This is a genomic window from Sphingomonas sp. (genome assembly GCF_031361285.1).
In the GTDB taxonomy this organism is placed as follows: Bacteria; Pseudomonadota; Alphaproteobacteria; order Sphingomonadales; family Sphingomonadaceae; genus Sphingomicrobium.
Genome location: NZ_JANMCO010000048.1, coordinates 1 through 14,346, shown reverse-complemented (window position 1 = coordinate 14,346; position 14,346 = coordinate 1). Strand labels below are relative to the sequence as shown.

7 protein-coding genes, 1 tRNA gene and 1 pseudogene are annotated in these 14,346 nt (G+C 65.6%); 4 read left to right on the top strand and 5 right to left on the bottom strand.

Annotated elements, in window-relative coordinates; genetic code table 11:
* Positions 1–38 precede the first annotated feature (38 nt).
* Positions 39–2,095: pseudogene (recG, locus tag RMO25_RS05245) on the bottom strand (ATP-dependent DNA helicase RecG).
* Positions 2,096–2,204: 109 nt separating this feature from the next.
* Between recG and RMO25_RS05240 the strand changes: the two are divergent.
* Positions 2,205–2,471, top strand: a complete 267-nt coding sequence (locus tag RMO25_RS05240) for a succinate dehydrogenase assembly factor 2 (protein ID WP_309661548.1) — start codon at positions 2,205–2,207, stop codon at positions 2,469–2,471.
* Positions 2,468–5,962, top strand: coding sequence for a transcription-repair coupling factor (gene mfd, locus RMO25_RS05235; protein WP_309661547.1), 3,495 nt, complete (start codon positions 2,468–2,470; stop codon positions 5,960–5,962). Before RMO25_RS05240 ends, mfd begins: the two co-directional genes overlap by 4 nt.
* Here the strand turns inward: mfd and RMO25_RS05230 are convergent.
* Both RMO25_RS05230 and RMO25_RS05225 read right to left on the bottom strand, forming a co-directional pair.
* A complete protein-coding gene (locus tag RMO25_RS05230; protein ID WP_309661546.1) occupies positions 5,959–6,741 on the bottom strand; it encodes a methyltransferase in 783 nt (260 codons plus the stop codon). The genes mfd and RMO25_RS05230 overlap by 4 nt on opposite strands.
* A gap of 66 nt (positions 6,742–6,807) precedes the next feature.
* Positions 6,808–7,641: an EAL domain-containing protein gene (locus RMO25_RS05225; RefSeq protein WP_309661545.1), complete on the bottom strand. Its 834-nt coding sequence runs from the start codon at positions 7,639–7,641 to the stop codon at positions 6,808–6,810.
* 188 nt (positions 7,642–7,829) lie between these two features.
* On the opposite strand from RMO25_RS05225, the gene RMO25_RS05220 reads away from it, so the two are divergent.
* Together RMO25_RS05220 and RMO25_RS05215 are read left to right on the top strand one after the other, a co-directional pair.
* Positions 7,830–8,579, top strand: a complete 750-nt coding sequence (locus tag RMO25_RS05220; RefSeq protein ID WP_309661606.1) for an NAD kinase — start codon at positions 7,830–7,832, stop codon at positions 8,577–8,579.
* A gap of 57 nt (positions 8,580–8,636) precedes the next feature.
* A tRNA-Asn gene (locus RMO25_RS05215) sits at positions 8,637–8,711 on the top strand.
* 5 nt (positions 8,712–8,716) lie between these two features.
* On the opposite strand, the gene putA is transcribed toward RMO25_RS05215, so the two are convergent.
* The gene (putA, locus tag RMO25_RS05210) at positions 8,717–11,884 is read right to left on the bottom strand and encodes a bifunctional proline dehydrogenase/L-glutamate gamma-semialdehyde dehydrogenase PutA (protein WP_309661544.1); all 3,168 of its coding nucleotides are present in this window, start codon (positions 11,882–11,884) and stop codon (positions 8,717–8,719) included.
* Positions 11,836–14,346, bottom strand: a 2,511-nt coding sequence (secA, locus tag RMO25_RS05205) for a preprotein translocase subunit SecA (protein ID WP_309661543.1), incomplete at its 5' end; no start/stop codon positions are given. The genes secA and putA, both read right to left, overlap by 49 nt.

Genomic DNA, 14,346 nt, shown 5'->3' with positions numbered 1-14,346 from the left:
GCTGGATTGCCGCGCTTCGCTCGCAATGACGGCCTGGCTCAACCGCTCCTGATCAGCCCCACCGCCTGGTCTCTCTCGAACAGGTACAAACACGTCCGCGCCGCCTGCCCGCGGGGGCCGGCCAGCCCGCCGTCGCGGTCGAGCAATAGCCGGGCATCGTCCTGCGCGATCGGCGCCAGTTCGGCGACCTCCTCTGCGGTCGCGACACGGAAACCCACTTCGCCCGACTGCTTGGTGCCCAGAATCTCGCCCGGCCCGCGCAACCGCAAATCCTCCTCGGCGATGCGGAAGCCGTCGTTGGTCTCGCGCATCAGCGCCAGCCGCGCACGGGCGGTTTCGGACAAGGTCTGACCCCGCACCAGCAGGCAGATGCTTTTGCCTTCCCCGCGCCCGACCACCCGCGTAGCTGGTGAAGTTGGGCCAGCCCGAACCGATCCGCACCCTCGACCACCATCAGCGTCGCGTTGGGCACATCAACGCCGACCTCGATCACCGTCGTCGCGACCAGCACCGCCAGCTCGCCAGAGGCGAACGCGGCCATCACTGCATCCTTCTCAAGGCCCTTCATCCGCCCATGCACCAGCCCGACCCGCTCGCCGAAACGCAGCCGCAGCACCGCTGCCCGCTGTTCGGCCGCGGCGAGGTCGCTCTTGTCGCTCTCCTCGACCAACGGGCACACCCAGAACGCCTGGCCGCCGGTCGCCAGATGCCGCCCAAGCCCGTCGATCACCTCGGGCAGTCGCTCGTCGCTGATCACCCGCGTTTCGACCGGCGTCCGGCCTGGCGGCATCTCGTCGATCCGGCTGACGTCCATTTCGCCATAATGGGTCAGCGTCAGCGTCCGCGGGAACGGCGTCGCGGTCATCACCAGCAAAAGCGGCGGCCGCTCCGCCTTGGCCGCCAGCAGCAGGCGCTGCGACACGCCGAAGCGATGCTGCTCGTCGATTACCACCACGCCCAAATTCTTGTAGGCGACCTTCTCCTGGAAAATGGCGTGGGTGCCGACCAGGATGTCGATCGATCCGTCGGCGAGGCCCATCAACACGGCTTCGCGCGCCCGGCCCTTCTCGCGGCCGGTGAGGATCGCGACCCGCACCCCGACCGCGTCCAACTGCCCCAGCAGCGTCGCTTGGTGCTGCCGCGCGAGAATTTCCGTCGGCGCCAGCAGCGCCGCCTGGGCCCCCGCCTCGACCGCGCTCAGCATCGCCATCAGCGCCACCAGCGTCTTGCCCGATCCGACGTCGCCCTGAAGCAGGCGCAGCATCGGCACCGGCTGCGCCATATCGCCGCGGATTTCATCGATCACCCGCCGTTGGGCAGCCGTCAGTGTGTAAGGCAGCCGCAACTTGTCGATCAGCCGCCCGTCGCCAGCCAGCGGCACCCCCCGCTTACGCCGCGAATCCTGGCGCAGCAGCATCAGCGCCAGCTGATTGGCGAAGACCTCGTCATAGGCCAGCCGTCGGCGGCTTGACGTCGCTTGCGGCTCGCCATGGGCCTCGGCCAGCGCCGCGCGCCACGGCCGCCAGCTCTCGCGCGCGGCCAGGCTCGGCTCGATCCATTCGGGCAGCTCCGGCGCCCGTTCCAGCGCCGACGCGGCCAATTCGCCCAAGCGGCGGTTGGTCAGCCCCTCGGTCAGCGGATAGACCGGCTCTCGCAAAGCGGGTGGCGGACCCTTGCCGGGTTCGGTCACCTCGGGATGAATGATCTGCCACTCTTCGCCATAGGCCTCGAGCTTGCCGGAAATCGTCCGCAGCTGGCCCAGCGGTACACAACGCTTGGCCCAGCCGGGATTGTTGAAATAGATCAGGGACAGCGTGTTGCGGTCGGCATCCGACGTGAACACCCGCATCGGCCCGCGGCCCGAGCGGGATTCGCGGATTTCGAACGGCGTCACATCGACGATGATATTGCGGCCGAGGACGGCAGCGCTCGCGGCCGGCACGCGCAACCGCTCGATCGACCCGGTCGGCAAATGATACAGGACATCGACCACCCGCGTCAGGTCGAGCCGCTTGAGCAGCTTGCTCACCTGCGGCCCGACGCCCTTGAGCACGTCGGCCTCGGCGAACAGCGGGTTGAGGATTTCCGGGCGCATGGTCCTCCGTCATTGCGAGTGAAGCGAAGCAATCCAGCTCCCCTGCCGCTGGATTGCCGCGTCGCTTCGCTCCTCGCAATGACGAAATTCCCGCGCTAGGAACGCCCCGATGCCGCCCGACGACGAACTGAAGCGCTTGGCTTGGCGCGCGAGCCATCGTGGCACGCGTGAAGCCGACATGCTGATCGGCGGATTTTTCGACGCGCACCACGCGGGCTGGAATGCCGACGACCGGACCAATTTCGCCGCCATGCTCGATCATCAGGATGCCGATATCATGGCCTGGGCGATCGGCGCCGCGCCGCCGCCACCGCGTTTCGAAGGCCCAATGATGGTTGCTCTCCAGCGCCTCGATTACATCCGGGTGCCGCGATGAGCGAGGCCTTGCAGCGCGTTCTGAACGCCACGCAACCGCTAACGCTGGCCGGTGTCCCGACCGGGTTCCTGCCGTGGCTGGCCGCCGATCTCGCCCGGGCCGCCCACGGCAACGGCAGCCGCGCAGTCCTGATCGCCGCCGACGAAACCGCGATGCGCGCGCTGGCCGACACCGTTCCTTTGTTCGCGCCCGAGATCGAGGTGCTGACGCTGCCGGCGTGGGATTGCCTCGCCTACGATCGCGCCTCGCCGGCGCTCCGGGTGATGGCCGAGCGACTGGCGACGCTGAACGCGCTGCAAGCAAAACACAGCGGACCGCAGCTGCTGGTCGCCACCGCCAACGCCGCGACCCAGCGCCTGCTCACCCCATTTCGCATTCGCCAGCTGACGCGGGCCGTCACGGCCGGCGAACGCGTCGAACGCGAAGGCCTGGTCGCCCAGTTGAACGCGCTCGGCTATCAGCGTGCCGACGCGGTCGCCGAAGCCGGCGAATATGCGGTCCGCGGCTCGTTGATCGACCTGTTTCCGGCTGGCGAGACGAGCGGGCTTCGGCTCGACTTCTTCGGCGACGAAATCGAAAGCATTCGCCGCTTCGACCCCGCCGACCAGCGCTCGACCGACCAGGCCAAAGGCTTCACCTTGCTCCCTGCCTCCGAAGCCCTCCTGACCGAGCACAGCATCACGCGCTTCCGCTCGCGCTATCGTGAGACCTTTGGCGGCACCGCCACCGGCGATCCCCTCTATCAGGCCGTCTCGGACGGGCGGCGGATGGCCGGCATGGAGCATTGGTTGCCCTTGTTCGAGGACGGCCTTTCGACCCTGTTCGACCATCTCGGCGATAATGACCTGATCCTGCGTGATAGCGGCGCCGACGGCGCGCTCGACGGCCGCCGCGACGCCATCGCCGATTATTACGCCAACCGCGTGCGGGTTATGGCCGCCGAGCCCGGCAGCTACCGCCCGCTTGAGCCAAGCTCCCTCTATCTGCCAAAAAAGGACTGGGACTCGGCGGTCGTGGCGCGGCCAATCCACCTCGCTTCGCCGTTCCCCGAGCCCGCCAGCGACCGCACTTTGTCCTTCGAAGTCGAACCCGCCCGCGACTTCGCGCCCGAGCGCGCGCAGCAGGCCAACATCTACGAAGCCGTCGCCAAACATGTCGCCAAGCTGCGCAAAGGCGGGCGAAAAGTCGTCCTCGCCAGCTACAGCCGGGGCGCGCGCGAACGACTCCACGGCCTGCTCGAGGAGAACGGCCTGACGTCGATCAAGCTCGCCGACAGTTGGCCCGACGCATTGGCGACCAAAGCCTCCGCCGCGCTGCTCGTCCTGCCGCTCGACCACGGCTTCACCGCCCCCGAGGTCGCCGTCCTTACCGAGCAGGACATGCTCGGCGACCGGCTGGTCCGCCGCCGCAAGACCCGCAAGGGCACCGCCGCCTTCCTGTCCGAGCTGGCCACGCTGTCGCCGGGCGACCTCATCGTCCACGCGGACCATGGCATCGGTCGCTATTTGGGGCTGCAATCGATCAAGGTCGGCACTTCGCCGCACGATTGCGTCGCGCTCGAATATGGCGGCGGCAACAAGCTTTACGTCCCGGTCGAGAATATCGAGCTCTTGTCGCGCTACGGCAGCGAGTCCGACGGCGTCCCGCTCGATCGGCTCGGCGGCGAAGCCTGGCAGCGCCGCAAGTCGCGGATGAAGGAACGCATCCGCGCCATCGCCGGCACCCTGATCAAGACCGCCGCACTGCGCGCCACCCACCAGGGCACGGTGATCGAGCCCGATTCGGCCTACCCGCAATTCGTCGACCGCTTCCCTTATGAAGAGACCGACGACCAGGACCGGGCGATCGAGGATGTGCTCGCCGACATGGCGGCGGGCAAGCCGATGGACCGGCTGGTGTGCGGCGATGTCGGCTTCGGCAAGACCGAGGTGGCGATGCGCGCCGCGTTCGTCACCGCCATGTCGGGCCGGCAGGTGGCACTGATCTGCCCGACCACTTTGCTCGCCCGCCAGCATTACGATCTGTTCGTCGAGCGCCTCCAGGGCTTCCCGATCGAAGTCGGCCGCCTGTCGCGGCTGGTGCCCGCGGCCGAGATGAAAAAGACCAAGGAGTCGCTCGCCAAGGGCCAGTTGGACATCATTATCGGCACCCATGCGATCCTGGCGAAAGCGTTGGATTTCAAGCGCCTCGGCCTGGTCATTGTCGACGAGGAGCAGCATTTCGGCGTGGCCCACAAGGAACGGCTGAAAGCGCTCAAGGCCGACGTCCATGTGCTGACCCTGACCGCGACCCCGATCCCGCGGACGCTTCAGATGGCGATGTCGGGCTTGCGCGACCTGTCCGTCATCCAGACCCCGCCGGTCGACCGGCTGGCGATCCGCACTTACGTCACGCCGTGGGACCATGTCGTGGTCCGCGAGGCGCTGCTGCGCGAACATTATCGCGGCGGCCAGAGCTTCTTCGTCGTGCCGCGCGTCGCCGATTTGCCGCAGATGGAGGAATGGCTCGCCGCCGAGGTTCCCGAAGTGAAAGCGATCACCGCCCACGGACAATTGAGCGCGACCGCGGTCGAAGAGCGGATGAGCGCCTTCTACGACCGCAAATATGATGTGCTGTTGTCGACCACCATCATCGAAAGCGGATTGGACATTCCCAGCGCCAATACGCTGATCGTCCACCGCGCCGACCGCTTCGGACTCGCCCAGCTCTACCAGCTGCGCGGCCGCGTCGGTCGGGCCAAGACGCGCGCTTACGCTTACCTCACAACACCGTCCGACCGATCGATCACCGAAGGCGCTGACAAACGCCTGCAGGTGCTGGCCAATCTCGACAGCCTCGGCGCCGGCTTCCAGCTCGCCAGCCACGACCTCGACATCCGTGGCGCCGGCAATTTGCTCGGCGACGAGCAATCGGGGCACATCAAGGAAGTCGGCTTCGAACTGTACCAGGCGATGCTCGAGGAAGCGATCATCGAGCAGAAGGCCGGCGGCGTGCCCCAACGTGAGGAATTCTCGCCCCAGATCAGCATCGACGCGCCGATCCTCATCCCCGAAACCTACGTTCCCGACCTTGACCTGCGCATGGGCCTGTATCGCCGTTTGGGTGAGCTTGAGGACCGCCGCGCGGTTGACGAGTTCGCGGCCGAGCTGATCGACCGCTTCGGCGACCTGCCGCAAGAAACCGGCAATCTACTCCAGATCGTCGAAACCAAGCTCAATTGCCGAGCGGCATGCATCGCCAAGCTCGACATCGGCGCGCGCGGAGCCGTGGTGACCTTTGCCGAGGGCGGCTTCCCCGACCTCGCGGCGCTGCTCGCTTACATCGAGCGCCTCAAAGGGACGGCCAAGCTGCGCCCCGACAGCAAGATGAGCGTGGCCCGCGATTGGCCAACCGCCGAAGCGCGGCTCGCCGGCGCCCTCCAGCTATCCCGCGGCCTCGCCCGGGTCCTCGCCGCCGGCGAAGCCGCCCGCAAGGAACTCGAGCCAGTCTAGCTGGCGGGCTTGACGAACTTGTAGGCGAACTGGCTGGTGTGGCCGCGGATCGATTTGTCGAACACCGGGATGTCGAGCGGGTCGGCCGGATTTTCGAGCACTTTGCTTTCGCCCGCGAACTTGAAGCCAACGGCCTCGACGATCTGGCGCACCGCCGCCGGCTCGATCCGGTGGAGTGTGTCGGTATCGCTTAGCCCGCGTCCCGGCTTGGCCATATGGTCGATGACCATGAAGGTGCCGCCCGGTTTCAGGGTCTTGAACGCATCCTTGGCCAGGCTCGACGGGTCGCCCTTGCCCATGAATTCATCCGGATAGTCGTGGAAATTCTGCGACGTCCAGACGACATCGAGCGGCTCGGGCGCCGTCAAAGTGGTCGTCGGCTGCACCTGGGTGACGATGTTGCCGTAATATTTGTCGGCGGCGAGTTTGGTCAGCGTCGCGACATCGCCGGTCGCTTCGCGCGCATAGGCCTGCGGCCAGACCGCATAGACCTTGCCGCCTGGCCCGACGATCTTGCTCAGGGTGCGCGTCCAATAGCCGCTACCGGGAATGAGATCGAGCACCTTGTCCCCCGGCTTGACCCCGGCCAGCGCGATCAGCGGCCCTGGTTTACGCCGTTCGTCGGCTGAATCGCGCTGCGCCTTGCGGCCCGGGTCGGCGAGCGCGGCATCGAGCACGGCTTGCGAGAATTTGCTTGGTGCGGCTTGCGGCGCGACCTTGTTGCAGGCCGACAGAAGCATTGCCGACGCCGCGCCAACGATCACCCAATATTTGTTCATACGCTCACCTCCTCGGCTGCGCTGCGGCAAGGCCCTTCACGCATGCGAGCGGTTTTCGACGAACGCCTAGGCGGCTTCGGCCATCGATGCAGCGACGAAGCGGGTCAGCTCGGTCTCGTCGAGCGGTCCAGCACCCAGGAACCCCTGGTAGAGGTCGCAGCCCCAGTCGGCGAGCAGGACCAGTTGCTCGGTGCTCTCGACGCCTTCGACCACGACCTTCAGTTCGAGTTCGCGGGCCAGCGCGATCATCGCCTTGACGACGATGCGATCGCGCTTCCCGCCGACGATATCGGCGATCAGCCCGCGGTCGATCTTCAATATGTCGAGCGGCAGGCTGGTGAGGTAAGCCAGGCTGGCATAGCCGGTGCCGAAATCGTCGACGGCGATGCGTACCCCGGCGCTGCGCAGCACGGCCAAGCGAGCGGCAATGGCGTCGCTATCCGACAACAGGGCGCTTTCGGTAATCTCGACCGTGATTCGCCGTGGATCGATGCCGGCGTCCCTGATTTCCGCGAGCAGCCATTGGTCATAGCCGGCCCGCGCCAGATCCTGCGGCAACAGGTTGATCGACAGATGCAGATCCTTAAGCGCCCCTTCCCAGGTCGCGGCGGTGCGCAGCGCCTTGCGCTGGATCAGCCGCGACAGGCGTTCGGATAGGCCCGCCGCCGCGGCGCGCGCGAACAAGGCTTCGGGGGACACCGCACCGTCCCAACGCGCCAGGGCCTCGACGCCGACGATGGCGCCGCTGACCGGGTCGATTTGCGGCTGATAGAGAAGCGAAATCCGCTGATGGGCGATGACCGCTTCCAACGTGCGATCGCGCTTGGGCGTGGCGGGCGTCGGAACGCTTTGATCCGACGCCCGCTTCCCCCTGGAAAATCCACTGAACCATTTGAACATGGCTCCTGCTAACGCCTGCCGCAGGGAGCTGGAAGCGTGCTGCGCGGCCCGACCCACAACGGGACAGTGACGCCTCTCACCAAAAACCCTATGTTCGCGCCGATGAGGAACCAGGATTGACCGCGAACGTAAGCCAGCCGGCTGGCGCCAAGGTCAAGCGCGACCTCGCCATCCTCGGTGTCGGGCTGATGTCGTCGGACACGCCCGTCGCCAAGGCCGCCGAAGCCATGCTCCGCCGCCGCTACGACTGGGCCGACGTCGACAAGGCCAAGACCCTGGTCGCGCTCGGCGGCGACGGTTTCATGCTCCAGACGTTGCATCACATGCTCGAAAGCGGGTCTTCGCGCCCGGTGTTCGGCATGAACCGCGGCACTTTCGGCTTCCTGATGAACGAATGGCGGATCGACACGCTGGCCGAACGCATCGCGGCCGCCAAGGCGATCCGCGTCGCGCCGCTCGAGATGATCGCCACGACGGTTGGTGGCAAAGTTCACACCCACGCCGCGATCAACGAAGTCTCGCTCCTCCGCGAAACCCGCCAGTCGGCCAAGATCGAAGTGCTGGTCAACGGTCGCGTCGTGATGCCGGAACTGGTCTGCGACGGAGTGCTGGTGGCGACGCCGGCGGGATCGACCGCTTACAATCTCTCGGCGCGCGGGCCGATCCTGCCGCTGCAAGCCAAGATGCTGGCGCTGACGCCGATCAGCCCGTTTCGCCCGCGCCGCTGGTCGGGCGCCATCCTGCCCGACGATACGGTGGTATGCTTCAATGTCCTCGAACCAACCAACCGGCCGGTATCCGCGGTCGCCGACCAGTTTGAAGTGCGCGAAGTCGCCAAAGTCGACGTCCGCCTCGATCGCGAGCGCTCGCTGACGTTGCTGTTCGACCCCGAGCACGCACTCGACGAACGCATCACGATGGAGCAATTCGCAACCTGACTCTCTTGCCTTCACGGGTGGGCGCGCTATTTAGCCGCTTCGCTTCGCAAGAGGTGTTCCCCGGTAGCTCAGCGGTAGAGCGTTCGACTGTTAATCGAATGGTCGCCTGTTCGAATCAGGCCCGGGGAGCCATCTTTTCAACCTTCGATCGCCGCCATCAGGCTCGCGTTGCCGCCGGCCGCGGTGGTGTCGATGCAGGTCACGCGCTCGGTGGCGAAGCGGGCGACATAATGAGGCCCGCCGGCCTTGGGCCCGGTGCCGCTCAAGCCCTCGCCGCCAAACGGCTGGCTTTCGACCACCGCGCCGATCTGGTTGCGGTTGACGTAGAAATTGCCGACCCGCGCCCGCTGCTCGACGAAATCGCGGACCGTGTCGATCCGGCTCTGCAGGCCCAGCGTCAGTCCGTAACCGGTGGCGTTGATCGCCTCGACGACCTTGGCCAGGTCTTCGGCGCCGAACCGAACAACATGAAGGATGGGACCGAAATTCTCTTCATTCAATTGGCTTAGAGAGTTGATCTCATACATCGCCGGAGCAACAAAGCTGCCATGCTGGGCGTCCACCGGAAGCTCCAGCCGCGCGATCTTTTTCGCGTTTTTGTCCAGCCATTGCAGGTGGTCGTCGAGCGACTTCTTTGCCGCCGCATCGATCACCGGTCCGGCATCGGTGGTGAGGTCGCGCGGGTCGCCGACGGTCAGCGCCTGCATGGCGCCGCCGATCATGGCGATCATGCCGTCGGCGACATCGTCCTGGATGAACAGCACCCGCAGCGCCGAGCAGCGTTGCCCGGCGCTCTGGAAGGCCGACGACAGGACATCGCGCGTCACCTGCTCCGGCAGCGCCGATGAATCGACGATCATCGCATTCTGGCCGCCGGTTTCGGCAATGAAGGGAATGATCGGCCCGTCGCGCTCGGCCAGCGTGCGGTTGATCGTCCGTGCCGTGTCGGTCGAGCCGGTGAAGACGACGCCGGCAAGCAAAGGATGCACCGTCAGCGCTCCACCGACGACCCGGCCGGAACCCGGGGCAAGCTGGACGATTTCCTTGGGAATACCCGCCTGATGCATCAGCTTGACGGCCAGCGCGCCGATCAGTGGCGTTTGCCCGGCCGGCTTGGCGATGACGGCATTGCCGGCAGCCAATGGCGCGGAAACCAGCCCGGTGAAGATCGCCAGCGGGAAGTTCCACGGCGCAATGCTGGCGAACACGCCACGGCCGTGCAGGCGCAGTTCGTTATGCTCTCCGGTTGGCCCTGGCAGCGGCATCGGCCGGATGAACTGCCGCCGCGCCTCGGATGCGTAAAAGCGCAGGAAGTCGACCGCCTCGCGCACTTCGAGCACCGCGTCGATCAACGTTTTCCCCGCTTCGCGGATGCACAGCGAGAACAACTCCTCGCGATGCTCCTCGAACAGGTCGGCGGCGCGCTCGAGCAGCATCGCGCGTGCCTCACCGCCCAAGGCGTCCCAATCGGGCTGGGCGGCGGCGCCCGCGCGCACCATCCGGTCGATGTCCTTGGCCGTCACGTCGATGACCGTCCCGACGGTGATGCGGCGATCGAATGGCGACGTGACGGCCCTGCCCTTGCCGCTGCCCCACGTGCGCGCTTCCAACGCCTTAAGACGCGCCAGCAAGGGTTCGCGCACCAGCGGATCGGACAGATCGACACCGGCGCTGTTGCGGCGGGCTTGGCCGAAGATCAGCTGGGGAAGTGGGATCGCCGGGTTGCGCTTGGACTCCATCGACGCCAGTTCCGTCACCGGGTCGCGGACCAAGTCGTCGAGCGACACCTCTTCGTCGGCGATCCGATTGACGAAGGAGGAATTGGCGCCGTTCTCAAGCAAGCGGCGGACGAGATAAGCGAGCAGCTCCTTGTGGCTGCCGACCGGCGCGTAAATCCGCACCGGGGTAGCGGCATCGCCGATCGCGGCCTCGAGCTTGGCCAGCTCCTCATACAGCCCTTCGCCCATGCCGTGCAGCCGCTGGAACTCGAATGGGGTCTTGCCGGCCCGCGCCTTGATGGCGCCGACGCTATTGGCATTGTGGGTCGCGAAGGCCGGATAAATGACGTCGCTCGCGGCCAGCAATTTCTTGGCACAGGCGAGGAACGACACGTCGGTCGCGACCTTGCGCGTGAATACGGGATAGTCGGGCAGGCCCGCGACTTGCGCCGCCTTGATCTCGGTATCCCAATAGGCGCCCTTGACCAGCCGAACCATCAGCTTGCGGCCGTGCGCCCGCGCCGCCGCCGCGACCCAGTCGCACAACGGCGCGGCGCGTTTCTGATAGGCCTGGATGGCGAGCCCGAACCCGGTCCAGCCATTTGCAAACAAGGCATCGTCGGCGAGCAAAGCTTCAAAAATATCGAGCGACAGTTCGAGCCGATCGGCTTCCTCGGCATCGATGGTGAAATGGACGTCCGCCGCACTGGCTTTCATCGCCAGGCCGCGCAGCACCGGCAGCATCGCCGCTTTGACTTCCCCGGCGTGGGTAAACTCGTAGCGTGGATGAAGCGCCGACAGCTTGACGGAAATGCCTGGCGACCGGGTGACCCCGCCCTTGGCCTCCTTGGCGATGCGGTCGAGCGCGTCGCCATAAGCGGTGGCATAGCGCGCGGCATCGTCATGCGTGCGGGCCGCTTCACCAAGCATATCGAAGCTGTGCGATAGCCCGGCGGCGCGCTCGGGCGCGGCGCGGCGCATGGCTTCGTCGATAGTCCGGCCGAAGACGAACTGGCGGCCGAGGATTTTCATCGCCTGAGTGACCGCGGTGCGGACGACCGGCTCACCCAGCCGGCCGACGGTGCGCCCGAGCACGCTGCGCCAATTGTCGCTGCGGTCGTTGGCGCCCTCCAGCACCTTGCCGGTCAGCAACAGCGAAAAGGTCGCGGCATTGACGAACGACGAACGCGACTGGCCGAGCTTCTCGGCCCAGTCCGGCCCCGACAGCTTGTCGGCGATCAATTCGTCAGCGGTGTGGGCGTCGGGGATCCGCAACAAAGCTTCGGCCAGGCACATCAGCGCAATGCCCTCGTCGCTGCCGAGGTCATAGGCGTGCAAGAAGGCGTCGAGGCCCGACGGCTTGTGGGCGCGAACTCCTTTGACCAGCGCCCGCGCCGTCGCGGTCGCTTCGCTCAGCGTCACCGGTTTCAACGTCGCCTCGGCAATGCGCTCCAGCACGACCTGCTGTTCGTCGGGGCGATAGGCGCGGCGAAGCTGGGTGCGATCGACCGGGCCTACCGCCGGCGGCGCTTTTTTGGTCAGGCCAGTTGCCCGTGGCAATGCTTGTACTTCCGGCCAGAGCCACATGGGCACGGCGCGTTGCGGCTGACCGGCACCTGGGCGAGCTCGCCTTCGGGCATCGGCATGTCCGGCCGCGGAATGTTGAGCGGTGGCAGGTTGGACAGGATCGTCCCAGTTGCGGCGTCGATATCGGCGCTGTCGTCATCGCCCGAAAACGGGTCGAGGTGCTGGGTGATGAAATCGGGCAGCGTCGGCATCGGCGGCGCCTCAAGCTGCACTTGCGCCCGCATCAGCACGCGCGTCACGTCTTCGCGAATGGCGATCAGCAGCCGCTCGAACAGCAGGAACGCCTCCTGCTTATACTCGTCGATCGGCTTTTTCTGGGCGTAGCTGCGCAAGTGGATGACGGTGCGCAGCGCATCCAGCGTCGACAGATGCTCCTTCCAGAAATGGTCGAGGGTCTGGAGCAGGATATTCTTCTCGGTGTCGTCCCAGCGCTGCGGATCGACGTCCTTGATTTTCTCGTCCATCGCCTGGTCAGCGAGCCCTTGCAGCCGCGCGGTGATGAGCTCGGGCTCGAGCGCTTCTTCCTCCAGCCAGCCATCGATCGGCGGCTGCAGCCCGAAGACCGCGTCGACGCTCTCCTTCAAGCCTTCGGCATCCCATTGCTCGGGATAGGTGCCGGGCGGGCAATGGACGGCAACCAGCGATTCCACCGTATCGGCGCGCATTTCGGCAATGATGTCGCCAACGCTGTCGGCGTCCATGATGTCGGCGCGCTGCTCGTAAATCACCTTGCGCTGGTCATTCATGACGTCATCATATTCGACGACCTGTTTGCGGATGTCGTAGTTGCGCGCCTCGACCTTCTTCTGCGCGGTCTCGATCGCCTTCGAGATCCACGGGCTGATGATCGCCTCGCCGTCCTCGAGTTGCTTGTTCATCAGCCGCGCGAACATGGTCTGCGGGCCGAAGATGCGCAGCAAATCGTCGTCGAGGCTCAGATAGAATCGCGACAGTCCGGGATCGCCCTGGCGCCCTGAGCGGCCGCGCAGCTGATTGTCGATGCGGCGGCTCTCGTGGCGCTCGGTACCGAGCACGAACAGCCCGCCGGCGTCGATTACCAATTGCTTCTGCTCCGCCACTTCGGCCTTGATCTTGTCGATCGCCGCATCGCGCTCGGCGCCCTCGGGCATGTCGGCGAGCTCGTCCTCGATGCGAAAGTCGACGTTGCCGCCCAATTGGATGTCGGTGCCGCGTCCGGCCATGTTGGTGGCGATGGTCACTGCCCGCATCGCGCCGGCCTGGGCGACGATATGCGCTTCTTTTTCATGGAAGCGGGCATTGAGCACTTCGTGCTGGATGCCTTCCTTGACCAGAAATTCCGACAGCATTTCCGATTTCTCGATCGACACCGTGCCGACCAGCACCGGCTGCCCCTTGTCCTGCCGCGCCTTGATCTCCTTGGCGATGGCGGCGAACTTGTCGGTGATGTTCTTGTAAAACTCGTCATCGTCGTCGACCCTGAGCACGTCGACGTTGGTCGGGATCGACACGACGTTCATCCGGTAGATGTCGAAGAATTCCGGCGCTTCGGTCAGCGCCGTGCCGGTCATCCCCGACAGCTTGGGGTACATGCGGAAATAATTCTGGAAGGTGATCGAGGCCAAAGTCTGGTTCTCGGGCTCGATATTGACCCCTTCCTTGGCTTCCACCGCCTGGTGCAATCCGTCGGACCAGCGCCGCCCGTCCATCATCCGGCCGGTGAATTCATCGATGATGACGATCTTCTCGTCCTTGATGATGTAATCGATATCCTTCTTGAACATGACGTTGGCCTTCAACGCCTGGTTCAAATGGTGGACGACCTGGGTGTTGGCGATCGCGTAGAGGTTGCGGCCTTCGATAATCCCCGCATCCTCGAGCAGGCGCTCGGCCTTCTCGGTCCCGTCCTCGGTCAGGACGACGCTCTTCTGCTTTTCGTCGAGCTCATAATCCTCGGCGACGAAGGTCTTCACCAGCGCGTCGACCGACATGTACAGTTCGGACTTGTCGTCGGTCGGGCCGGAGATGATCAGCGGCGTCCGCGCTTCGTCGATCAGGATCGAATCCACCTCATCGACAATGGCGAAATTGAACGCCCGCTGGACCATCTCGGCGCGCGAATATTTCATATTGTCGCGGAGGTAATCGAACCCGAGCTCGTTGTTGGTGGCATAGGTGATGTCGGCATTATAGGCGTCGCGCCTTTCTTGGTCGGTGAGGTTGGGGACGATGACCCCGACCGTCAGCCCGAGAAAGCGGTAGATCTGCCCCATCCAGTCGGCGTCGCGGCGGGCGAGATAGTCGTTGACCGTCACCACATGGACGCCCTTTTGGGGCAGCGCGTTCAGATAGACCGCCAGCGTCGCCACCAGCGTCTTGCCTTCGCCGGTCTTCATCTCGGCAATTTCGCCGCGATGAAGCGCGATGCCGCCGATCAGCTGGACGTCATAATGCCGCTGGCCAAGCGTCCGGGTGGCCGCCTC